The following is a 22,457-nucleotide window of genomic DNA, read 5'->3' on the forward strand; positions in this document are numbered from 1 at the left end:
AAATTATTTTTTAATGATTTTGAATGTAACTTATTAGCAATTAAGTTACATTCACTTTCAATGTTTATAAGCCAAGTATTGCTATGAAAATTAACGTGAATACGAAACTTGCAACGATGGACATAACCCAATGAGTCTTGTTCGTTATTCTTAAAAGTTTATTCACGATAAAATTAATGATTAAAATGGCTAAAAAGACGACAACGAACGTTACTAGAAAATAAACGAACAATTGATTTCTCCACCTTTCATACATACGCTAAAGAAATAATAATGCACTTTGTTATACCTATTTATTTCCAGTAAGGTTTCATTTTTTCTAAAAAAGAACTTCAAATGAATTTTTTCTACTCAATCTGAATGTAACTTAATCCTAATTAAGTTACATTCAAAACCCTGATTCTATTGACTTCCAGCAAAAAAACCAGCGAAACTGAAATTACATAAAAAAATGATACATTCAGATCCTTGCGTTTCCTGCGTTCGCTTTTCCTTGGCGGCGCTCTTTTTTCTTTTGATCTCGCTTACCTTAAATAGTGGGATACATAGGTTATTCTTAGAAACAATAAAACTAAAAAATCTCTGCAGCTAGTTAAAGGGGCAATGAACGATGGAATCTGTTGAATACAAAAAATTGATGGCTGAAATCGAGAAATTGAAGTTTCATAATATTAGTTTGCTGACGCTTGTCGGGTTGTTAAATGACGAGAAGATGCAGGAACCGACCATTCATTAAACTGTGGTTACTTATGATTTGTCTAAGCACGATTTACGGGAGTTCACTCGGCTTATTCAGAGCTACACAGGAAATAATTTTGCTTTGGAGCAAAAAGCGTTGCTGATTAATCCGGTTTTTAAGCGAACTAACCTTCTCGCGATTGTGAAGTCATTGGTGGCTTCAGGCATGTTTGAAGCGAGGGAGCAAGAAATTTTAAACTCCTATGAGGGGTGAAAAGGGGAGGATGAGATGAGAAATAAGCAGCAAGAGATGAAAGATGTCCAACCGATCCGGTCACTGGAAAAGATTGAGGACATGAAATGGAGCTTGAAGAAATGGTGCAGCGAACGAGATTACATCCTGTTTCTCCTGGGCATCAATTCCGGGTTGCGTGTCGGGGATCTGTTAAAGATTAAAACGAGCGAGATCCAGGGCAAAAAGGTGGTGTCGTTGCGTGAAGGGAAAACCGGAAAACGTCGGACGATCCACCTCGGCAACATTTACGACGAACTGGATGCTTATATTCGCACATTAGAAGGCGCTGAGTGGCTTTTTCCGAGTCGAAAGGGAAATGGACCCATTACGCGTGTTCAAGCGTACAGACAGCTTCAGAAGGCCGCACAGATGGTCGATATCTCGATAGGCATCGGCACGCACACCTTGCGCAAAACATTCGGCTATTGGCATTACAAGCAGTTTAAAGATATTGCCGAGCTGCAGAATATCTTGAACCATGCGCATCCGCAGATTACCTTGCGTTACATTGGCATCACCGATGAGCAAATCGAGAGCAATTTAAAAGCGTTTCGCCTGTAAAACTCCTAGCATTTTTCTGCGGAGTTTTTTTTGTCAAAAAACGGGTTCTAAGGGGGTTCTAATCGACTTTAAGTATGAACCCCTAGTTCTACTCGGTTTTGGCATTAGAATCGGTTTAAAGGGAGTTCTGTGCGTTTTAAAGATGCATTGCTGAGGTGATTTGCTTTGTCTTTGTGAAATACGACAGTTTAAATACAAACTTGGAGGAGATTCGTTGCTTGTTTTGAACTATTACTTTTTCGGTCCCACTTGTTTGCCCACCACCGGTACGCGCGCGTACGCGTGTTGTTGGTGTTTTAATTACTTTGTTTTAAATGTTTTAACTGTTTTAGGACGTCTGAAACCCTTGGTATGACTGAGCTGAAAGAGTTTAACTATTACCTTTTCGATTCAAACTATTACTTTTTCGATTCGAACTATTACCTTTTCGATTCGAAACTATTACCTTTTCGATTCGAACTATTACCTTTTCGATTCGAAATATGAAAAATTAAAAAATTAGTAATAAAACCTTTTACATATGGATTCATTGATGATATTATCGATTTAAACATTACTTTTAAAAATTTAAGTAATATTAATTTAGGGGACGTGACTTGATGAATCAAAATTACGTGGTGACTCAGGGAAACAATTTGATTGAAGCTAGACATAAAAAGCCGTTAACTGCACGAGAACAAAAAATTATTCTTACTATGGTTAGCATGATTGAGCCTACAGATGGGGATTTTAAAGACTACATAATTTCTGTTCGTGATTTTCATGAAATGCTAGGACTTGAGGGAAGAGAACACTACACAGAAATTAAAAAGATAGTAGAAAGTTTAATGACAAAGGTAGTAGAGATCCCTTTAGAAGATAAAGGATGGCTAATGACTCACTGGGTATCTACTGCAAGATATGTAGATGGTTCTGGAGTGATACAGATTCGTTTTGCACCTGAGTTAAAACCTTACTTACTGCAACTCAAAGACACTTTTACTTCGTACAAGTTGAATAATATTTTGTCGCTTAAAAGCGTGTATGCTATTCGGCTCTACGAATTAATGAAAAAGTGGCAAACTGTTGCTGAATGGAAATGTTCAATAGACTCATTAAGAGGAAAATTGGGCGCTTCCAATAAGTCGTATAATCTCTACGGCAACTTTAAAAATAAGATATTGCTTCCTGCAATTAAAGAATTAAACGAGCAAACAGATCTATTAATTCAGTACAAAGAAATCAAAAAAGGTAGAAAAGTCGATGCTATTGAATTTACTATTCGTCATGTCCCAGAAAAGAAAATTAAAGTCCCTCATCTTGAAAATATTTCTGAATCCGTTGAAGAATTGAGTGAAATGGATAGGCTACGTATCCGAGTGAACGAACTCGCAGAGGGCTATCAATTCGATACCGCCTTTTTTGCGCAGCTGCATCAAGGCGCATCCCTAATCTGGAAAGATGATGCCGAACAGGAATTGGAATTCTTGATTCGCTATGTCAACGAAGAAAAGAGCGTAAAGAATCCACTCGGGTTTATCAAATCCAAAATCACTTCCGCCTGGGAAATCCACGAAGCTGGCGGCCGGATTACATTTGCGGATCTGCAGCCGGTGAAAGAACGCTGGGCCGGACGCGAAGAAAAACTTCCGGATTGGTTCACCTCTAAAGATGAACCGGTTGAACCATCGGAATCGGATCCGGAACTCGCTAAAGAAAAAGAGAAGCTACTGAAAAAGTTGGCTGAAAAAAAGAAACGCCCTCAAGAAGATGCTTCACCTTCTTAAACAGAAAATCAAAAGCCCGTTCCGATTTCCTCTCGCTGGAATATCAGAATGGGCTTTTTTCGGTTCATTTTTTATTCTTTTTTCTCTCTCTTTTGGATATCCGAAGGCGACAAGTAAAACCCTGTCACCACCCCAATTTTGGGGTGGTGTATAACTGGGCACTGTCGGATTTTTTACGCGGCAATCTCTTGGATCTTCCATTCTTTTTTTCTAGCCAATTGTTTTTCGAGTTCCTCTTCAACAATCAAAACGAAAAAGTTCAGTGAGAGTGCCCATTTATACGCACCGATTTTTTCTGCAAAAAAGTCACTGCCTTTCTCTGAGTTTCCTGCCGGAGCTAATGAGCAGCAAAACAATCGTAAAGGTGAAAAAAGTGAGAAAGAGCATAAGGGAAACGTGTCCCCATTTTCAATGTGGAACTAGGCAGAGCCTAGTGTTTAGTTGGGTACATCAAATTTCGGTTTTGACACAGTTTTGTTCCATTTTTTTTATGGTTTGGCACAAGTTTGTGCCAGCTTTTTTGTGTTTGGTACAGTTTTGTACCAACTTTTTTTCATCGATTTTATCTGTTTCCGTTCTTTTTTAAAGCCAATTTGAATTTTAAAAAACAGTTGAATTCAGGATTATCTTTAGAAAAAAACAACCGATCGTTTTTTCGAAATGCACTTTTTTATTGGCACAAACTGTGTCAGTAGGGCAAAAAAGATGGGATAGTTTGTGCCAAATCTCTATTTTGCTTTTATAAAATTCAGTGCCGAAATAATAAGCAAGGCGATAATAGAAGCCCCAAGGAATATTAGGCCAATAACACCTAATCCCATTCCGTCCCAGCCACCAATATCCAAGCTCCAAATAATAACGATGACACTTAAAATGGCAAAAACTAAAGGAATGATGTATTGGAAGGGGGAGTTTCTTTTATAGAAAATCCAAGAAAAAAAGATTAAAAACGAACTGATTATAATACCTATGATAATTAAATCCATTTTAAAAACTCCTTAAGCTTAAGAATTTTTTAGTATATCGGTTGTCTTTTGCCTAGTTTTATTCTTCACGATCTATGGATCAAGGAAGAAGGACTAATGATTATTACTAAGTTCACGTCAAGCTAGAGATGATGAACAGATTCATTTGATATTGATAAACTTCCGATAACCTGTGATGTGTAGACTTGTTTACTTAATTTTAAAGACCTCTATGCACGTTTTAAGAGATTAAGGGGACGTTAAGAAAATGTTCGCAGCAACGAATAAGATAAAAGCTGCCGCTAAGAACATCAGGTAGGCCACCCATTTTCTCTTTCTTCGAAATTCTTTAAGACCCATCACCAGCATCATCATTCCCATAGAGAGAATCATGAAGTTTTGGTATTCAAAGTTCTTTGTGAGTAATCCATATACGGCGAATCCAAACGTGAGTACTGCAAATAGAATATGTAAAATCGTTAACAACAAAGTTACTCTCCCTTTCTTTGAGTAAATTCTAGAAATATTTACCAACCTATACAAACTGTAAAGGAACATAAGTCACTTGACCAATCTATTTTGTATGTTTAAGAAAATACTTCAGATGGAATTGAAAGTTCTTGAAAAGTGGAGAGTGCCCATCTATACACCTAAAAAAAATCTGGTGTACTATGGGCAGCTTCCAGCTGTAAATAATGCGAGACATTGAACGTGCAGCGGCTAAATGAAAAGAATAAAAGTCCCAACAAGATCCGAGAGCGAAAAGTGAGAGTGCCCAGTTATACACCACCCTAAAATCGGGGTGGTTCCTGGAACTTCTATGTCGCCTTCGGATGTGTGAAAAAAGAGTGCAGGAGGGATCGAACTCTTATAACATGAAAGAAAAAGGCGGTGAGCGATTGATGATGACCCCGAGTGAAGTAAGTACCCGATTAAAAATCCAACCCTCTACTTTACGAAAGTATTCTGCTTTGCTTGAACAGGAGGGCATTCAATTCAAACGAACACACAAAAACGCCCGTCTTTACACAGATAGCGAGTACATAGCGATTGAAAGCATCATAGCGACAGTGCATAGCGGTAAAAAATCGCTTGAAGATGCCGTTATAGAGGCGTCTAGGCAGTTGAAGAAGGGCGTTTCTGTAGCGCCACGCGAGCGCGATAGCGACGACATAGCAGCTGCTACGCTGGATGAAGTAAAACAGCTAAAAAACCAGATACAGCAACAAGAAGAGCGTCAAAAAGAACGAGATATGATGTTTGTAGAAATATTGGAGAAAATGCAGAAGAAGATTGATCAGATGGAAGCCCAGCAGAAACAATTACTTGCACCACTACCGGAAGATAGCGAGTTAGAAGCGTTAGAATCGTCTTCACAGGAGCCAGAAAACGAACCAGAAACGGTCGCACCTAAAAAAGACACTCGAGGTTTATGGGCAAGGATCTGGAATAAATAAAACTGTAAAGAGTAATTCATAGACTTGGATTAGTTAGAGAGGGGGATACTATGCAGACAGAATTATTTAACTTAAAGCGCAAGAACCGAAAAACGTTTATTGCTGACGAAAAATTTTGGAGCAGTGTTGAGTACATGACATTTCATAGTGCTCATCTAGAAATAAAGTTAAAACGCGGTCGTCCAATTAAGTATCTTCACTACTGGTTTTTCGAAATCATAGAGAACGAACAATCCTATATAGACGAAAAAAAACAAGAGATCTATGAAGAAGAAGGGTGTTCTTACTGTTTTCCAAAAGAAAATGAAGAATTTCTAGATTTTTTGTATAAAGAATCGAAAAGAAGAAAATTAATAGAATATGCTATGTAGTAAATTCAAGACTTTACTTGAAGATTTACATCGGCATTAGAACTAACAAAATAAGGGTTTTGAATGTAACTTAAGTGCAGTTAAGTTACATTCAAATAAAGAAACAAGGCGTTACTAGAAAACTAAAACACAGATTAGGGGGACGGCTATGGATGAGTATATATTTGTAAAAAGTATCATTGATGAATGGGATCCGATTGGTTTATTGGATTTAGGATGCCCAGAGGACGAATACAACCCCGAAATCAAGGATATTGTAGCGCTCTTACCTAACGTAAAATCGGTTGATGAACTTGCATTAAGAATCAGACAAGTTTTCATAAAATGGTTTGAGGAATTTTTATCAATCGAAAAGTGCTATCCGGTAGCTTCGAAAATATGGGAGGCTGCTAAAAAAACATAGGCTACTTTTTTATTGCGTCTGAATGTAACTTAATGTGAATTAAGTTACATTCAGAACTTTGATTTCAGTGTACTGAAACACCTGTTAATTTAATAGCTCGTAAATTGTTTTTGCCGAACTTTGTGAAAGGGTGTAGATGAAATTAGTATCATCTAGATTCATTATCGTTCCCTGTTCTTTATGGATCCAGAGATAATATGATTCTTCACCGAATTCAACTTTATAGTGAGGATCCACCATATCAACTACTCCTGGCTCTTTTTTAGCTTTTTTGAACGCTTTGACTAAATGGCTAACAACTTCAGAGTCTGTGTATGAAGTTAATGAATCCTTTTTGATAACCGAAAAGCTTTCCATTTCGTAAACATCTACTTTCTCGATGTTTTCTGAAGAACACCCACCAACAAAAGACAAAGTGAAAACCACTAATATAAATAATAGAGACCATTGTTTCAACGGAATCCCCCCTTATGATTGATTAGACATATCTAAGCAATTAACGTTACTTATTTATTTTCAATTATTAATCTAACTTTAAAAATTATTTTTTTAATGATTTTGAATGTAACTTATTAGCAATTAAGTTACATTCACTTTCAATGTTTATAAGCCAAGTATTGCTATGAAAATTAACGTGAATACGAAACTTGCAACGATGGACATAACCCAATGAGTCTTGTTCGTTATTCTTAAAAGTTTATTCACGATAAAATTAATGATTAAAATGGCTAAAAAGACGACAACGAACGTTACTAGAAAATAAACGAACAATTGATTTCTCCACCTTTCATACATACGCTAAAGAAATAATAATGCACTTTGTTATACCTATTTATTTCCAGTAAGGTTTCATTTTTTCTAAAAAAGAACTTCAAATGAATTTTTCTACTCAATCTGAATGTAACTTAATTCTAATTAAGTTACATTCAAAACCCTGATTCTATTGACTTCCAGCAAAAAAACCAGCGAAACTGAAATTACATAAAAAAATGATACATTCAGATCCTTGCGTTTCCTGCGTTCGCTTTTCCTTGGCGGCGCTCTTTTTTCTTTTGATCTCGCTTACCTTAAATAGTGGGATACATAGGTTATTCTTAGAAACAATAAAACTAAAAAATCTCTGCAGCTAGTTAAAGGGGCAATGAACGATGGAATCTGTTGAATACAAAAAATTGATGGCTGAAATCGAGAAATTGAAGTTTCATAATATTAGTTTGCTGACACTTGTCGGGTTGTTAAATGACGAGAAGATGCAGGAACCGACCATTCATGAAACTGTGGTTACTTATGATTTGTCTAAGCACGATTTACGGGCGTTCACTCGGCTCATTCAGAGCTACACAGGAAATAATTTTGCGTTGGAGCAAAAAGCGTTGCTGATTAATCCGGTTTTTAAGCGAACTAACCTTCTCGCGATTGTGAAGTCATTGGTGGCTTCAGGCATGTTTGAAGCGAAGGGGCAAGAAATTTTAAACTCCTATGAGGGGTGAAAAGGGGAGGATGAGATGAGAAATAAGCAGCAAGAGATGAAAGATGTCCAACCGATCCGATCGTTAGAAAAGATCGAGGACATGAAATGGAGCTTGAAAAAATGGTGCGGTGAACGGGATTACATTCTGTTTCTTCTCGGCATCAATTCCGGCTTGCGTGTCGGAGATCTGTTAAACATCAAAATCAGCGAGATCCAGGGCAAGAAAGTGGTGGCGTTGCGTGAAGGAAAGACCGGAAAACGCCGGACAATCCACCTCGGCAACATTTACGAGGAACTCGATGCCTATATTCGTACGTTAGAGGGCACTGAATGGCTGTTTCCCAGCCGCAAGGGAAATGGACCGATTACGCGCGTTCAAGCGTACAGACAGCTTCAGAAGGCCGCACAGATGGTCGATATTTCGGTAGGCATTGGGACGCACACCTTACGCAAGACCTTTGGGTATTGGCACTACAAGCAATTCAAAGACATTGCCGAGCTGCAGAATATCTTGAATCATGCGCACCCACAGATTACCTTGCGATACATCGGCATCACGGACGAGAGTATTGAAAATAACTTGCGAAGCTTTTTGTTATAAAAACTTGTTTAATTATTGGTCTTTTAAAAAATCAAAACAACTAAAAAAAAGAGAGGATCATCTCAAGGAGAGATCCTCTCTTTTTTTTAGTTGTTTTTTTTCACATTGTCTACATATTGCTTTGCTTCAACTAATCCTAATCCTGTTTTCTCTCTAACTTTTTTAACTATTTTTGTATAATTTTCATCTGAATTAATCATAAATTTAACTTCAGAAGTTAAATCAGTATTAGTTGCAATCATTTTCGTTTGATTTAATTGCTTATTTTTGTTTAAAAGAACGCCAATAATAATCACTGCGCATAGAGTTATTATGAATGAAGCTAATGGTGTCGTCATATTATTTTGCACCCTTTCTTTGGTTTAATAATTTATAAATTACAAGCGTTCTTCACGTTTGTAAAGCCAGTCAATTCTGCAACCAGCGCACTTAAAATTGCAGCTTTCTCTTTAGCGCTTGTTGCACCAACTAATAATTTAGCCGATTCGACTGCCCCTCCTAAATCTTTAATATATTTTTTAATTTTAGTTATTTTCGCAATTGGAATGGCATTCATTACAAGTAATTCAGCGATAGATAAACTGCATCCCCACCAACCGTAAGGCTGCATGATTAAGGGTGCTTTTTCCCCCATCTCTGGATTGAAAATATGAGAAGTAATCCCTTTGTCGTTAAAGTATTGATTAATCGCTTGTGAATCGCCCGATGCTAATAATTCATCTGGTATTTCTTCGATAGCCGTTAATGTTGTAATGATTTGTTCAAGTTCTTCACTGGTCAGTTGATTTTCTTCACCATCACTTTCTTGAGCACTCACCATGTTTGATGAGAACATAGAAAAAAGTAGTGTCATTGACATGAGTAAAATTAAAGATTTAATTCTGTTTTCTTTAAAACGAATTAGCATTTGATTCCCTCCGAATAGTTTGAAGTATTTTATGCTATTTTAACATACTTAATTTACTTTTTATTACTTTAATAACAATTTATGTAAAAAAATTTTATTAATAGACTACACTTATTCAACTGATCTTTTTGTAGTTCCTTACAAGCGTTTCATTAGCCAGGTATTCTACAAGATATATCCAATGAGCTAATTAATATATTTGTTTTGTTGCTCATTTGCAGAAGTAGATTCACACAATACAACTAGCTTGTCTTAATAATTCAGACAAACTGACTAAATAGCGTTTTGCCTGTAAAACTCCCAGTATTTTTCTGCGGAGTTTTTTTGTTTGTCAAAAAACGGCTTCTAAGGTGTTTTAAATCGATTTTAAGGATGACCCCCTAGTTCTATTCGTTTTTGGTGTTAGAATCAATTTAAAGGGGTTTCTGTGCGTTTTAAAGATGCATTACTGAGGTGATTTACTTTGTCTTTGTGAAACACGACAATTTAAATAAAAACTTGGGGAGATCCGTTGCTTGTTTTGAACTATTACTTTTTCGGTCCCACTTGTTTGTCCACCACCACCGGTTCGCGCGCGTACGCGTGTTGTTGGTGTTTTTAAATCTTTTGTTTAAGGTCTTTGTTTTAAATGATTAGGGAATCCTTCAAACCCTTGGCGCCCAAGGGTTTGAAGGATTTAAAGGTAACAGTTTCGGTCCCAAAGGTAACAGTTTCGGTCCCAAAGGTAACAGTTTCGGTCTCTCAAAGGTAACAGTTTCGGTCCCAAAGGTAACAGTTTCGGTCTTAAATACCACAGTTTCGGTCCCAAATATAACAAAATAAATTATTATGTTACTTTGTTTTGACAAAAAGATTTAGGAACTATAAAGTTGTTTTTAAGGTAACTATATTTGATTTACTGTTATAAATGGAGGGGTCTTATGCAGGAGAACTATTTAGTATCTCAAAGAAATGATTTGATTGAAGCCCGTCATACTAATCCTTTATCGGTTAGAGAACAAAAAATAATACTGACAATGGTGAGTATGATTGAACCAACAGATGGAGACTTTAAAGATTATAGAATTTCTATAAAAGAATTTAGTGAGATGTTGGGATTAGAAGGAAGTGTTAAGTACACCGAGCTTAAAGAAATTACCAAGGATTTGATGTCTAAGAGCATTGAAATTCCTCGTACTGACGGTGGATGGCTTTTTGCTAATTGGATATCCAGTGCTGAATATCAAAAAGGCGAAGGGGTGATCGCTTTATCTTTTTCTCCAAAATTAAAGCCGTATCTTCTGCAATTAAAAGACACATTTACCACATACCGTCTCAGTAATATATTGTCACTCAAAAGTACCTACTCTATTCGATTGTATGAACTCATGAAAAAGTGGCAACACTTAGGTAGCTGGTCCTGTTCAATCGAAAAGTTTAAAGAAAAAATGGGAATAGAGCATAAAAAATACCCTAGATATGCAAATTTAAAAGCGCGAGTTTTGAATCCAGCTATTCAAGAAGTTAACGAGAAGACTGATGTTTTTATAAGTCTTACAGAGATTAAAAAGGGACGAAGTGTAAATAAAATTAAATTTGCTATTCGTCATGCACCTGAAAGAGAAATCCAAGTCCCCCATTTGGAGAAAAAATCGGCAAGCATTGAAGAACCCAATGAATTGGATAAACTATGCATCCAAATGAACGAACTAGCAGAGGGCTATCAATTCGATACCGCCTTTTTTGCGCAGCTACATCAAGGGGCATCTCTAATCTGGCAAGACGATGCCGAACAAGAATTAGAATTCTTGATTCGCTACGTCAACGAAGAAAAAACCGTGAAGAATCCACTTGGGTTCATCAAATCCAAAATCACTTCCGCCTGGGAGATCCATGAAGCTGGCGGACGGATTACATTTGCAGATCTGCAGCCGGTGAAAGAACGCTGGGCTGGACGAGAAGAAAAACTTCCGGATTGGTTCACTTCTATAGATGAACCGTCTGAACCATCGGAATCGAACCCGGAACTCGATAAAGAAAAAGAGAAGCTGCTGAAAAAGTTGGCCGACAAAAAGAAACGAACGAAGAAAGATGCTTCCACTTCTTAAATAGAAAAGCCAAAAGCCCGATGTGATTCTCTTTCTTTGAAAAATCACTTGGGGCTTTTTGGTTCGTCTTTCAAGGATGGGCGAGTAAACGGACCATCCTTTTTGGTTGATCTACGGAAAAGATAGCCGAAGCCGGCTGTCTTTTCTTGCTCTTGAACTACTGGGGAATGACCGTCCATCGAGGACGATCGACCCCATGCCGTTGATCTTGAGGGGCGCATCCCAAAGGATGCAGCCCCTTGCTTTTGACCTTCGGTCTTACCCTCGGAGAGCACACCTTTATGCAATAAAGTATAGTGTGCTATACTTTACATGGAAGTTGACCGAATTATGGGGGTGTGTTTTTGTGAGTTTTGCTGTGGTACGGATGCAAAAAATGAAGAGTCCAGATTTAAAGGGCATGCAATTTCACAACCAACGAGAACGGGAAAGTCGGACGAATCCAGACATTGATCCGGACCGTGCTCACTTGAATTATGATTTGCTCCATCAAGAAAAAATTGATTACAACAAACAAGTGAAAGAAATTATTGAGAGCCAAAAAGTGAGCGAACGGAAAACCCGAAAAGATGCCGTGCTCGTCAATGAGTTGCTGGTGACTTCGGACCGGAAATTTTTTGACGGATTGGATCCGGCTGAACAGAAACGGTTTTTCGAGGAAAGCCATAAATTGTTCTCCGAACGTTACGGCAAACAAAATATCGCTTATGCGACGGTTCACAACGACGAGAAAACGCCTCACATGCATTTAGGGGTCGTTCCGATGCGTGACGGCAAACTCCAGGGCAAGAATGTCTTTAATCGGCAGGAATTGCAGTGGATGCAGGAAGAATTCCCGAAACACATGCAAAGTGTTGGTTTTGAAGTCGAACGGGGCATTGCCTCTGACCGGAAACACATCGAAATGAGCCGTTTTAAGGCATTGACGCTCAATGAAGAGATCAAAACCCTAGAGAAGGAAACAGAAGCCCTTAGAAACGCGCTGACAGCTTCTAAGAAGGTCGATGAGCTTCAAGTCAGCAAACCCTCTCTCTTTGATCGGAATCACGTTAAATTGCCTGTAGAGGACTTTGAAGCACTTAAAGCAAGAGCGAAGGCTACCGAAGCCATTGAAAGCACGATTGAAACTCATGAGAAACGATTTGACGATATGGTCGATAACGTTATCGACAGCGATCGGAAACTGGACCAAGAAAAAAGAAAAACGGCACAGCTGCAGAAAGAAAACAACGGATTGAAAAAAGAAAATCTGGAACTGCAGAAGGAAAACAAAACCCTGAAAAGCCAGTTGAATGTTTTGATGGAATTTGCAAAAACTCAGCTGGAGAAATTCAAGGAATGGCAAAAAGAGCGTCAGCAAGAAAAAGAAAAAAATATTTCTAGAAAAAGAGATCAAGAACTTGAGCGTTAATTTCCGGTTCTTTTTTATTTTCATTTCATCGATTTCCGGAAAAGTGCTGTCAGAAAATTAAACTGTCCAAATTGGATAAGGTCATTTACGATGAAAGAAAAGGAGGCGATCCGCGATGACCTTTCATGCACCAGAAGATATTGCAACTGTCCTCAACATCAAACCGTCAACGCTCCGCAAGTATTCGTTATTGCTCGAACAAAGTGGCTATCTCTTCAAAAAAAATGCCCAGGGTCATCGTTGGTACACCGATACAGACCTCATGGCTTTACGAAAGTTCATAACGCTCAAGGATAGCAGTGGAATGACATTGGAAGACAGTGCAGAAGCGGTTTTCTTATGGTCTAAAACGGAAAGCGTAGCGGGCCGAGCTATACTTTCTGAAGCGACACAAGGCGATACGGAACGCCACGAAGCGGTAGTAAATGAGCTGACCGTTGAGGAGCGTTTGCTGCGATTGATACAACACCAGCAACAGACGATCGATCGAATGGCGCAAAGCATTCAAAAGCAAGAAGAGCAAAACGAGCTGATTTTAGAGGAAGTGAAAACCCTGAAGGGCAGCCTGAAGCCACTGGACGCCCCTTCGTCCGATCAGCTCAAGATAGCGAGCGTAGAATCGTCCTCACAGCAAGAAAAAAGCGAACCGGAGTCGGTAACGCCTCCAAAAGATACCCGAAGTTTATGGGCTAGGATCTGGAACAAATGAATTCTTTAAATCGGTTAGCAGATCCCCAGATAAGAAAGGAAGAGATAGTGTGAAATTTGTAAAAGGTATGTATGTGATTTTAATTCTTTTTATGACAGTTAATTTTTTAAGCGTTTTTGTATTTAATGATTCTTATTCAGGCATTGCTTCATGGATTAATGTGTTGCTCTTTTTACTAGGTAGCGTCTTTTATATAAATGCTCGACATCATTTCAAAAGAGAAGTTCAATAGGTCTAATACGGAATTGAATGTAACATAAGTGCAGATAAGTTACATTCACATTCACTTAAAGTGGAGAAAGAGGTGAATTCAGATGAAATATATCTTAAACGGCTTAATTACTATCCTTTTATCTATAATCGGATTTTATGCGATTTTAACTCTTTTGATATTCACAGTGAGTGATAGCGATGAAGTAGTGCTCTATGCATTTGCAATTGTCCTAGGGGCGTTACTTATTATCATTATCAATCAGTTAGTTAGATTGAACGACAAAATGGAAGCAAGCAAAAGCGAACTTAATTAATTTGAATGTAACTTATTGTGAATTAAGTTACATTCGGAATCTATAAAATAAAAGAGTTGCTGCTCTCAAAAAATCAGCAACTCTTTGGTGTTTGCACTACTGTTTTTTAAAGCTGGAAAAAGTAAAACGAAAAGAAAATTAGAAACAAAGCCAGCACTGTAAGAAAATTTTCAGTTCTTTTGCTAATTTCTTTTTCTAGAAATGGCAGCTTCTCAAAGAGAGTCATTAGAATATAAGCTAGAATTCCTGCTAGAATAGCTCCAGTTAACGTGCGGAAATCATAAATGTATTTATCAATATAGCTAAGAAAAATGATGGCGAAGGCAACAGAAAATGCTCTCGTATGGTATTTTAAATTATATTTTTTCTCCTTTTTCATCTCATTTCCCCTCTACTTCAAATTGTCTGTTGCTAATATACCAATTTCTTTCCAGCAAGGTTTCATTTTTATTTAAGCAATAGATATCAAGAAACTTTCTATTGATTCTGAATGTAACTTATTAGCAATTAAGTTACATTCAAAAGAAGATAAATCAAGGGGTTATTCTTCGTCACCAAAGTCGATCATCACGCCTACTATCTCTTTAGAAACATTGTATTTTATTCTGACTTCATACATCCCATCACCGTATCCCGACATGGCAACGGTGCCACCAGGGACTATTCCTCCCTGGTCATCAGATGCTACGCTATCCGTACAGGCAACATAGTATTTTAATCCCTCTTCATCTATCTCAATGTCATAAACGTTTTCTACTTCACCAGGAATACTTTCATCTTTTCCAAATAAATTGGCATCGAAGATACCCGCCTGTGCAGAATCAACGCCAATAAGCCGATCGCAAACATGCCATTTGCCACTCGGTTTCTTTTCTGCGAAGTAAGCCGTCAACGTTTTAACGGTTTCATCGTCTGTATAAGAAATGGAGGCTGTCCATTGTCCTTTTTTTACATTGGCTAAATGAACTTGCATCTCTGTGTCCTCGATTGAGTAGCATGGATCTGTGACTACCAGTTCTCCACTTTCTACCGCAAAATGACCGATTAGTTGAGACTTGCCGGCATTTTTTTTCGGGACAAACCAATCGATGAACTCATATAACGTGGACGCTTTATTTTCTGTATTTCCACTTTTTACATTCCACCGATAGACATGCTCCTGCATCCATCTTTTTCGTATGCGGTAGCAAAGTTTATCGCCACTCTTATTTTCTCCAATACAAATCATATCAGCAGGTAAGTTTTCAGGTCTGTTGGATTGGTTTTGAATTATGGTGAGTGAAAACAAGGCCCATGCACCAAATTCGGCGCCATTCGTTTCTAAATAAAGATCCTTGAATTCATCTGGGAAAAGTGCCCCTAGTTGTTTTTCGGCTTTTTTTAAATCGACCAATGAAACGCCTGTCGTTATTGATTTCGAATCAATCATATCAATTACTTTTTTCATGACTTATCCTCCATTTGCAATCCGATTGCGAAAGCGAAATTTTGTATTTGTTTTTTCTCGAAAGAGCTACAAGATCGATTATCCCTATTTTAGCAAAATCAAGAAGGGGGCGAGTTTTTAATGATTTTTGAATGTAACTTAATCCTAATTAAGTTACATTCAAAACCCTGATTCTATTGACTTCCAGCAAAAAAACCAGCGAAACTGAAATTACATAAAAAAATGATACATTCAGATCCTTGCGTTTCCTGCGTTCGCTTTTCCTTGGCGGCGCTCTTTTTTCTTTTGATCTCGCTTACCTTAAATAGTGGGATACATAGGTTATTCTTAGAAACAATAAAACTAAAAAATCTCTGCAGCTAGTTAAAGGGGCAATGAACGATGGAATCTGTTGAATACAAAAAATTGATGGCTGAAATCGAGAAATTGAAGTTTCATAATATTAGTTTGCTGACGCTTGTCGGGTTGTTAAATGACGAGAAGATGCAGGAACCGACCATTCATTAAACTGTGGTTACTTATGATTTGTCTAAGCACGATTTACGGGAGTTCACTCGGCTTATTCAGAGCTACACAGGAAATAATTTTGCTTTGGAGCAAAAAGCGTTGCTGATTAATCCGGTTTTTAAGCGAACTAACCTTCTCGCGATTGTGAAGTCATTGGTGGCTTCAGGCATGTTTGAAGCGAGGGAGCAAGAAATTTTAAACTCCTATGAGGGGTGAAAAGGGGAGGATGAGATGAGAAATAAGCAGCAAGAGATGAAAGATGTCCAACCGATCCGGTCACTGGAAAAGATTGAGGACATGAAATGGAGCTTGAAGAAATGGTGCAGCGAACGAGATTACATCCTGTTTCTCCTGGGCATCAATTCCGGGTTGCGTGTCGGGGATCTGTTAAAGATTAAAACGAGCGAGATCCAGGGCAAAAAGGTGGTGTCGTTGCGTGAAGGGAAAACCGGAAAACGTCGGACGATCCACCTCGGCAACATTTACGACGAACTGGATGCTTATATTCGCACATTAGAAGGCGCTGAGTGGCTTTTTCCGAGTCGAAAGGGAAATGGACCCATTACGCGTGTTCAAGCGTACAGACAGCTTCAGAAGGCCGCACAGATGGTCGATATCTCGATAGGCATCGGCACGCACACCTTGCGCAAAACATTCGGCTATTGGCATTACAAGCAGTTTAAAGATATTGCCGAGCTGCAGAATATCTTGAACCATGCGCATCCGCAGATTACCTTGCGTTACATTGGCATCACCGATGAGCAAATCGAGAGCAATTTAAAAGCGTTTCGCCTGTAAAACTCCTAGCATTTTTCTGCGGAGTTTTTTTTGTCAAAAAACGGGTTCTAAGGGGGTTCTAATCGACTTTAAGTATGAACCCCTAGTTCTACTCGGTTTTGGCATTAGAATCGGTTTAAAGGGAGTTCTGTGCGTTTTAAAGATGCATTGCTGAGGTGATTTGCTTTGTCTTTGTGAAATACGACAGTTTAAATACAAACTTGGAGGAGATTCGTTGCTTGTTTTGAACTATTACTTTTTCGGTCCCACTTGTTTGCCCACCACCGGTACGCGCGCGTACGCGTGTTGTTGGTGTTTTAATTACTTTGTTTTAAATGTTTTAACTGTTTTAGGACGTCTGAAACCCTTGGTATGACTGAGCTGAAAGAGTTTAACTATTACCTTTTCGATTCAAACTATTACTTTTTCGATTCGAACTATTACCTTTTCGATTCGAAACTATTACCTTTTCGATTCGAACTATTACCTTTTCGATTCGAAATATGAAAAATTAAAAAATTAGTAATAAAACCTTTTACATATGGATTCATTGATGATATTATCGATTTAAACATTACTTTTAAAAATTTAAGTAATATTAATTTAGGGGACGTGACTTGATGAATCAAAATTACGTGGTGACTCAGGGAAACAATTTGATTGAAGCTAGACATAAAAAGCCGTTAACTGCACGAGAACAAAAAATTATTCTTACTATGGTTAGCATGATTGAGCCTACAGATGGGGATTTTAAAGACTACATAATTTCTGTTCGTGATTTTCATGAAATGCTAGGACTTGAGGGAAGAGAACACTACACAGAAATTAAAAAGATAGTAGAAAGTTTAATGACAAAGGTAGTAGAGATCCCTTTAGAAGATAAAGGATGGCTAATGACTCACTGGGTATCTACTGCAAGATATGTAGATGGTTCTGGAGTGATACAGATTCGTTTTGCACCTGAGTTAAAACCTTACTTACTGCAACTCAAAGACACTTTTACTTCGTACAAGTTGAATAATATTTTGTCGCTTAAAAGCGTGTATGCTATTCGGCTCTACGAATTAATGAAAAAGTGGCAAACTGTTGCTGAATGGAAATGTTCAATAGACTCATTAAGAGGAAAATTGGGCGCTTCCAATAAGTCGTATAATCTCTACGGCAACTTTAAAAATAAGATATTGCTTCCTGCAATTAAAGAATTAAACGAGCAAACAGATCTATTAATTCAGTACAAAGAAATCAAAAAAGGTAGAAAAGTCGATGCTATTGAATTTACTATTCGTCATGTCCCAGAAAAGAAAATTAAAGTCCCTCATCTTGAAAATATTTCTGAATCCGTTGAAGAATTGAGTGAAATGGATAGGCTACGTATCCGAGTGAACGAACTCGCAGAGGGCTATCAATTCGATACCGCCTTTTTTGCGCAGCTGCATCAAGGCGCATCCCTAATCTGGAAAGATGATGCCGAACAGGAATTGGAATTCTTGATTCGCTATGTCAACGAAGAAAAGAGCGTAAAGAATCCACTCGGGTTTATCAAATCCAAAATCACTTCCGCCTGGGAAATCCACGAAGCTGGCGGCCGGATTACATTTGCGGATCTGCAGCCGGTGAAAGAACGCTGGGCCGGACGCGAAGAAAAACTTCCGGATTGGTTCACCTCTAAAGATGAACCGGTTGAACCATCGGAATCGGATCCGGAACTCGCTAAAGAAAAAGAGAAGCTACTGAAAAAGTTGGCTGAAAAAAAGAAACGCCCTCAAGAAGATGCTTCACCTTCTTAAACAGAAAATCAAAAGCCCGTTCCGATTTCCTCTCGCTGGAATATCAGAATGGGCTTTTTTCGGTTCATTTTTTATTCTTTTTTCTCTCTCTTTTGGATATCCGAAGGCGACAAGTAAAACCCTGTCACCACCCCAATTTTGGGGTGGTGTATAACTGGGCACTGTCGGATTTTTTACGCGGCAATCTCTTGGATCTTCCATTCTTTTTTTCTAGCCAATTGTTTTTCGAGTTCCTCTTCAACAATCAAAACGAAAAAGTTCAGTGAGAGTGCCCATTTATACGCACCGATTTTTTCTGCAAAAAAGTCACTGCCTTTCTCTGAGTTTCCTGCCGGAGCTAATGAGCAGCAAAACAATCGTAAAGGTGAAAAAAGTGAGAAAGAGCATAAGGGAAACGTGTCCCCATTTTCAATGTGGAACTAGGCAGAGCCTAGTGTTTAGTTGGGTACATCAAATTTCGGTTTTGACACAGTTTTGTTCCATTTTTTTTATGGTTTGGCACAAGTTTGTGCCAGCTTTTTTGTGTTTGGTACAGTTTTGTACCAACTTTTTTTCATCGATTTTATCTGTTTCCGTTCTTTTTTAAAGCCAATTTGAATTTTAAAAAACAGTTGAATTCAGGATTATCTTTAGAAAAAAACAACCGATCGTTTTTTCGAAATGCACTTTTTTATTGGCACAAACTGTGTCAGTAGGGCAAAAAAGATGGGATAGTTTGTGCCAAATCTCTATTTTGCTTTTATAAAATTCAGTGCCGAAATAATAAGCAAGGCGATAATAGAAGCCCCAAGGAATATTAGGCCAATAACACCTAATCCCATTCCGTCCCAGCCACCAATATCCAAGCTCCAAATAATAACGATGACACTTAAAATGGCAAAAACTAAAGGAATGATGTATTGGAAGGGGGAGTTTCTTTTATAGAAAATCCAAGAAAAAAAGATTAAAAACGAACTGATTATAATACCTATGATAATTAAATCCATTTTAAAAACTCCTTAAGCTTAAGAATTTTTTAGTATATCGGTTGTCTTTTGCCTAGTTTTATTCTTCACGATCTATGGATCAAGGAAGAAGGACTAATGATTATTACTAAGTTCACGTCAAGCTAGAGATGATGAACAGATTCATTTGATATTGATAAACTTCCGATAACCTGTGATGTGTAGACTTGTTTACTTAATTTTAAAGACCTCTATGCACGTTTTAAGAGATTAAGGGGACGTTAAGAAAATGTTCGCAGCAACGAATAAGATAAAAGCTGCCGCTAAGAACATCAGGTAGGCCACCCATTTTCTCTTTCTTCGAAATTCTTTAAGACCCATCACCAGCATCATCATTCCCATAGAGAGAATCATGAAGTTTTGGTATTCAAAGTTCTTTGTGAGTAATCCATATACGGCGAATCCAAACGTGAGTACTGCAAATAGAATATGTAAAATCGTTAACAACAAAGTTACTCTCCCTTTCTTTGAGTAAATTCTAGAAATATTTACCAACCTATACAAACTGTAAAGGAACATAAGTCACTTGACCAATCTATTTTGTATGTTTAAGAAAATACTTCAGATGGAATTGAAAGTTCTTGAAAAGTGGAGAGTGCCCATCTATACACCTAAAAAAAATCTGGTGTACTATGGGCAGCTTCCAGCTGTAAATAATGCGAGACATTGAACGTGCAGCGGCTAAATGAAAAGAATAAAAGTCCCAACAAGATCCGAGAGCGAAAAGTGAGAGTGCCCAGTTATACACCACCCTAAAATCGGGGTGGTTCCTGGAACTTCTATGTCGCCTTCGGATGTGTGAAAAAAGAGTGCAGGAGGGATCGAACTCTTATAACATGAAAGAAAAAGGCGGTGAGCGATTGATGATGACCCCGAGTGAAGTAAGTACCCGATTAAAAATCCAACCCTCTACTTTACGAAAGTATTCTGCTTTGCTTGAACAGGAGGGCATTCAATTCAAACGAACACACAAAAACGCCCGTCTTTACACAGATAGCGAGTACATAGCGATTGAAAGCATCATAGCGACAGTGCATAGCGGTAAAAAATCGCTTGAAGATGCCGTTATAGAGGCGTCTAGGCAGTTGAAGAAGGGCGTTTCTGTAGCGCCACGCGAGCGCGATAGCGACGACATAGCAGCTGCTACGCTGGATGAAGTAAAACAGCTAAAAAACCAGATACAGCAACAAGAAGAGCGTCAAAAAGAACGAGATATGATGTTTGTAGAAATATTGGAGAAAATGCAGAAGAAGATTGATCAGATGGAAGCCCAGCAGAAACAATTACTTGCACCACTACCGGAAGATAGCGAGTTAGAAGCGTTAGAATCGTCTTCACAGGAGCCAGAAAACGAACCAGAAACGGTCGCACCTAAAAAAGACACTCGAGGTTTATGGGCAAGGATCTGGAATAAATAAAACTGTAAAGAGTAATTCATAGACTTGGATTAGTTAGAGAGGGGGATACTATGCAGACAGAATTATTTAACTTAAAGCGCAAGAACCGAAAAACGTTTATTGCTGACGAAAAATTTTGGAGCAGTGTTGAGTACATGACATTTCATAGTGCTCATCTAGAAATAAAGTTAAAACGCGGTCGTCCAATTAAGTATCTTCACTACTGGTTTTTCGAAATCATAGAGAACGAACAATCCTATATAGACGAAAAAAAACAAGAGATCTATGAAGAAGAAGGGTGTTCTTACTGTTTTCCAAAAGAAAATGAAGAATTTCTAGATTTTTTGTATAAAGAATCGAAAAGAAGAAAATTAATAGAATATGCTATGTAGTAAATTCAAGACTTTACTTGAAGATTTACATCGGCATTAGAACTAACAAAATAAGGGTTTTGAATGTAACTTAAGTGCAGTTAAGTTACATTCAAATAAAGAAACAAGGCGTTACTAGAAAACTAAAACACAGATTAGGGGGACGGCTATGGATGAGTATATATTTGTAAAAAGTATCATTGATGAATGGGATCCGATTGGTTTATTGGATTTAGGATGCCCAGAGGACGAATACAACCCCGAAATCAAGGATATTGTAGCGCTCTTACCTAACGTAAATCGGTTGATGAACTTGCATTAAGAATCAGACAAGTTTTCATAAAATGGTTTGAGGAATTTTTATCAATCGAAAAGTGCTATCCGGTAGCTTCGAAAATATGGGAGGCTGCTAAAAAAACATAGGCTACTTTTTTATTGCGTCTGAATGTAACTTAATGTGAATTAAGTTACATTCAGAACTTTGATTTCAGTGTACTGAAACACCTGTTAATTTAATAGCTCGTAAATTGTTTTTGCCGAACTTTGTGAAAGGGTGTAGATGAAATTAGTATCATCTAGATTCATTATCGTTCCCTGTCTTTATGGATCCAGAGATATATGATTCTTCCCGAATTCAACTTTATAGTGAGGATCCACCATATCAACTACTCCTGGCTCTTTTTTAGCTTTTTTGAACGCTTTGACTAAATGGCTAACAACTTCAGAGTCTGTGTATGAAGTTAATGAATCCTTTTTGATAACCGAAAAGCTTTCCATTTCGTAAACATCTACTTTCTCGATGTTTTCTGAAGAACACCCACCAACAAAAGACAAAGTGAAAACCACTAATATAAATAATAGAGACCATTGTTTCAACGGAATCCCCCCTTATGATTGATTAGACATATCTAAGCAATTAACGTTACTTATTTATTTTCAATTATTAATCTAACTTTAA

Annotated in this window: 29 protein-coding genes; 19 read left to right on the forward strand and 10 right to left on the reverse strand. The window is 37.8% G+C overall.

Annotated elements, in window-relative coordinates; translation table 11 throughout:
• Positions 1-610: 610 nt before the first annotated feature.
• The 3 genes from G3255_RS20260 (at position 611) to G3255_RS18260 (ending at position 3,300) form a co-directional block, all read left to right on the forward strand.
• Positions 611-736: a hypothetical protein gene (locus tag G3255_RS20260; protein ID WP_283092951.1), complete on the forward strand. Its 126-nt coding sequence runs from the start codon at positions 611-613 to the stop codon at positions 734-736.
• 231 nt (positions 737-967) lie between these two features.
• On the forward strand, positions 968-1,534 hold the full coding sequence (locus G3255_RS18255) for a tyrosine-type recombinase/integrase (RefSeq protein WP_211656059.1): 567 nt from the start codon (positions 968-970) through the stop codon (positions 1,532-1,534).
• 599 nt (positions 1,535-2,133) lie between these two features.
• Positions 2,134-3,300: a replication initiation protein gene (locus G3255_RS18260; RefSeq protein ID WP_211656060.1), complete on the forward strand. Its 1,167-nt coding sequence runs from the start codon at positions 2,134-2,136 to the stop codon at positions 3,298-3,300.
• Between the two features lie 728 nt (positions 3,301-4,028).
• Here G3255_RS18260 and G3255_RS18265 read toward each other — a convergent pair.
• Positions 4,029-4,286 (reverse strand): YesK family protein, encoded by a 258-nt coding sequence (locus tag G3255_RS18265; protein WP_211656061.1) that lies wholly within the window; start codon positions 4,284-4,286, stop codon positions 4,029-4,031.
• A gap of 228 nt (positions 4,287-4,514) precedes the next feature.
• Positions 4,515-4,751, reverse strand: coding sequence for a DUF3953 domain-containing protein (locus G3255_RS18270; protein ID WP_211656062.1), 237 nt, complete (start codon positions 4,749-4,751; stop codon positions 4,515-4,517).
• Between the two features lie 389 nt (positions 4,752-5,140).
• Between G3255_RS18270 and G3255_RS18275 the strand changes: the two genes are divergently transcribed.
• From G3255_RS18275 to G3255_RS18285, 3 genes are all read left to right on the forward strand, one after another.
• Complete coding sequence (locus G3255_RS18275; protein WP_211656063.1) at positions 5,141-5,722, forward strand: MerR family transcriptional regulator; 582 nt, start codon at positions 5,141-5,143, stop codon at positions 5,720-5,722.
• Positions 5,723-5,772: 50 nt separating this feature from the next.
• Positions 5,773-6,093 carry a hypothetical protein gene (locus G3255_RS18280; protein WP_211656064.1) on the forward strand — a complete coding sequence of 107 codons (321 nt, stop codon included), beginning with the start codon at positions 5,773-5,775 and terminating at the stop codon, positions 6,091-6,093.
• 148 nt (positions 6,094-6,241) lie between these two features.
• Positions 6,242-6,496, forward strand: coding sequence for a DUF1871 family protein (locus G3255_RS18285; protein ID WP_211656065.1), 255 nt, complete (start codon positions 6,242-6,244; stop codon positions 6,494-6,496).
• A gap of 84 nt (positions 6,497-6,580) precedes the next feature.
• Here the strand turns inward: G3255_RS18285 and G3255_RS18290 are convergent, their stop codons facing one another.
• A complete protein-coding gene (locus G3255_RS18290; RefSeq protein ID WP_211656066.1) occupies positions 6,581-6,952 on the reverse strand; it encodes a YhfM domain-containing protein in 372 nt (123 codons plus the stop codon).
• A 692-nt stretch (positions 6,953-7,644) separates the two neighbouring features.
• Here G3255_RS18290 and G3255_RS18295 point away from each other — a divergent pair.
• Positions 7,645-7,986: a hypothetical protein gene (locus G3255_RS18295; protein WP_211656048.1), complete on the forward strand. Its 342-nt coding sequence runs from the start codon at positions 7,645-7,647 to the stop codon at positions 7,984-7,986.
• Positions 7,987-8,001: 15 nt separating this feature from the next.
• Positions 8,002-8,568, forward strand: a complete 567-nt coding sequence (locus G3255_RS18300) for a site-specific integrase (protein ID WP_211656051.1) — start codon at positions 8,002-8,004, stop codon at positions 8,566-8,568.
• Between the two features lie 86 nt (positions 8,569-8,654).
• On the opposite strand, the gene G3255_RS18305 is transcribed toward G3255_RS18300, so the two are convergent.
• Both G3255_RS18305 and G3255_RS18310 read right to left on the reverse strand, forming a co-directional pair.
• Positions 8,655-8,906: a ribosomal protein L7/L12 gene (locus tag G3255_RS18305; RefSeq protein WP_211656054.1), complete on the reverse strand. Its 252-nt coding sequence runs from the start codon at positions 8,904-8,906 to the stop codon at positions 8,655-8,657.
• Positions 8,907-8,938: 32 nt separating this feature from the next.
• On the reverse strand, positions 8,939-9,475 hold the full coding sequence (locus G3255_RS18310) for a hypothetical protein (RefSeq protein ID WP_211656055.1): 537 nt from the start codon (positions 9,473-9,475) through the stop codon (positions 8,939-8,941).
• A 920-nt stretch (positions 9,476-10,395) separates the two neighbouring features.
• Here G3255_RS18310 and G3255_RS18315 point away from each other — a divergent pair.
• From G3255_RS18315 to G3255_RS18335, 5 genes are all read left to right on the forward strand, one after another.
• A complete protein-coding gene (locus tag G3255_RS18315; protein WP_211656057.1) occupies positions 10,396-11,562 on the forward strand; it encodes a replication initiation protein in 1,167 nt (388 codons plus the stop codon).
• Positions 11,563-11,908: 346 nt separating this feature from the next.
• A complete protein-coding gene (gene mobV / locus G3255_RS18320; protein ID WP_442757095.1) occupies positions 11,909-12,973 on the forward strand; it encodes a MobV family relaxase in 1,065 nt (354 codons plus the stop codon).
• A gap of 115 nt (positions 12,974-13,088) precedes the next feature.
• Positions 13,089-13,682, forward strand: a complete 594-nt coding sequence (locus G3255_RS18325) for a MerR family transcriptional regulator (protein ID WP_211656040.1) — start codon at positions 13,089-13,091, stop codon at positions 13,680-13,682.
• Positions 13,683-13,731: 49 nt separating this feature from the next.
• The gene (locus tag G3255_RS18330) at positions 13,732-13,914 is read left to right on the forward strand and encodes a hypothetical protein (protein WP_211656041.1); all 183 of its coding nucleotides are present in this window, start codon (positions 13,732-13,734) and stop codon (positions 13,912-13,914) included.
• Positions 13,915-13,996: 82 nt separating this feature from the next.
• Positions 13,997-14,209: a hypothetical protein gene (locus G3255_RS18335; protein WP_211656043.1), complete on the forward strand. Its 213-nt coding sequence runs from the start codon at positions 13,997-13,999 to the stop codon at positions 14,207-14,209.
• 106 nt (positions 14,210-14,315) lie between these two features.
• On the opposite strand, the gene G3255_RS18340 is transcribed toward G3255_RS18335, so the two are convergent.
• Both G3255_RS18340 and G3255_RS18345 read right to left on the reverse strand, forming a co-directional pair.
• Complete coding sequence (locus G3255_RS18340) at positions 14,316-14,588, reverse strand: hypothetical protein (RefSeq protein ID WP_211656045.1); 273 nt, start codon at positions 14,586-14,588, stop codon at positions 14,316-14,318.
• Between the two features lie 162 nt (positions 14,589-14,750).
• Entirely contained in the window at positions 14,751-15,656 is a 906-nt protein-coding gene (locus G3255_RS18345; protein WP_211656047.1) for an SMI1/KNR4 family protein, read from the reverse strand.
• Between the two features lie 381 nt (positions 15,657-16,037).
• Here G3255_RS18345 and G3255_RS20265 point away from each other — a divergent pair, with 381 nt between their 5' ends.
• From G3255_RS20265 to G3255_RS18355, 3 genes are all read left to right on the forward strand, one after another.
• A complete protein-coding gene (locus G3255_RS20265; RefSeq protein WP_283092951.1) occupies positions 16,038-16,163 on the forward strand; it encodes a hypothetical protein in 126 nt (41 codons plus the stop codon).
• Positions 16,164-16,394: 231 nt separating this feature from the next.
• Positions 16,395-16,961: a tyrosine-type recombinase/integrase gene (locus tag G3255_RS18350; RefSeq protein WP_211656059.1), complete on the forward strand. Its 567-nt coding sequence runs from the start codon at positions 16,395-16,397 to the stop codon at positions 16,959-16,961.
• Positions 16,962-17,560: 599 nt separating this feature from the next.
• Positions 17,561-18,727 (forward strand): replication initiation protein, encoded by a 1,167-nt coding sequence (locus G3255_RS18355; RefSeq protein ID WP_211656060.1) that lies wholly within the window; start codon positions 17,561-17,563, stop codon positions 18,725-18,727.
• A 728-nt stretch (positions 18,728-19,455) separates the two neighbouring features.
• On the opposite strand, the gene G3255_RS18360 is transcribed toward G3255_RS18355, so the two are convergent.
• Positions 19,456-19,713 (reverse strand): YesK family protein, encoded by a 258-nt coding sequence (locus G3255_RS18360; protein ID WP_211656061.1) that lies wholly within the window; start codon positions 19,711-19,713, stop codon positions 19,456-19,458.
• Positions 19,714-19,941: 228 nt separating this feature from the next.
• Positions 19,942-20,178 carry a DUF3953 domain-containing protein gene (locus G3255_RS18365; protein WP_211656062.1) on the reverse strand — a complete coding sequence of 79 codons (237 nt, stop codon included), beginning with the start codon at positions 20,176-20,178 and terminating at the stop codon, positions 19,942-19,944.
• A gap of 389 nt (positions 20,179-20,567) precedes the next feature.
• On the opposite strand from G3255_RS18365, the gene G3255_RS18370 reads away from it, so the two are divergent.
• The 3 genes from G3255_RS18370 (at position 20,568) to G3255_RS18380 (ending at position 21,821) form a co-directional block, all read left to right on the forward strand.
• Positions 20,568-21,149, forward strand: coding sequence for a MerR family transcriptional regulator (locus tag G3255_RS18370; protein WP_211656063.1), 582 nt, complete (start codon positions 20,568-20,570; stop codon positions 21,147-21,149).
• A 50-nt stretch (positions 21,150-21,199) separates the two neighbouring features.
• Positions 21,200-21,520: a hypothetical protein gene (locus G3255_RS18375; RefSeq protein WP_211656064.1), complete on the forward strand. Its 321-nt coding sequence runs from the start codon at positions 21,200-21,202 to the stop codon at positions 21,518-21,520.
• Between the two features lie 148 nt (positions 21,521-21,668).
• Positions 21,669-21,821, forward strand: a complete 153-nt coding sequence (locus G3255_RS18380; RefSeq protein ID WP_211656067.1) for a hypothetical protein — start codon at positions 21,669-21,671, stop codon at positions 21,819-21,821.
• 278 nt (positions 21,822-22,099) lie between these two features.
• Here G3255_RS18380 and G3255_RS18390 read toward each other — a convergent pair whose 3' ends face one another.
• Positions 22,100-22,375 carry a hypothetical protein gene (locus G3255_RS18390; RefSeq protein WP_211656068.1) on the reverse strand — a complete coding sequence of 92 codons (276 nt, stop codon included), beginning with the start codon at positions 22,373-22,375 and terminating at the stop codon, positions 22,100-22,102.
• Between the last annotated feature and the right edge of the window lie 82 nt (positions 22,376-22,457).

Source organism: Planococcus sp. MSAK28401 (assembly GCF_018283455.1).
Taxonomy (GTDB): domain Bacteria; phylum Bacillota; class Bacilli; order Bacillales_A; family Planococcaceae; genus Planococcus; species Planococcus alpniumensis.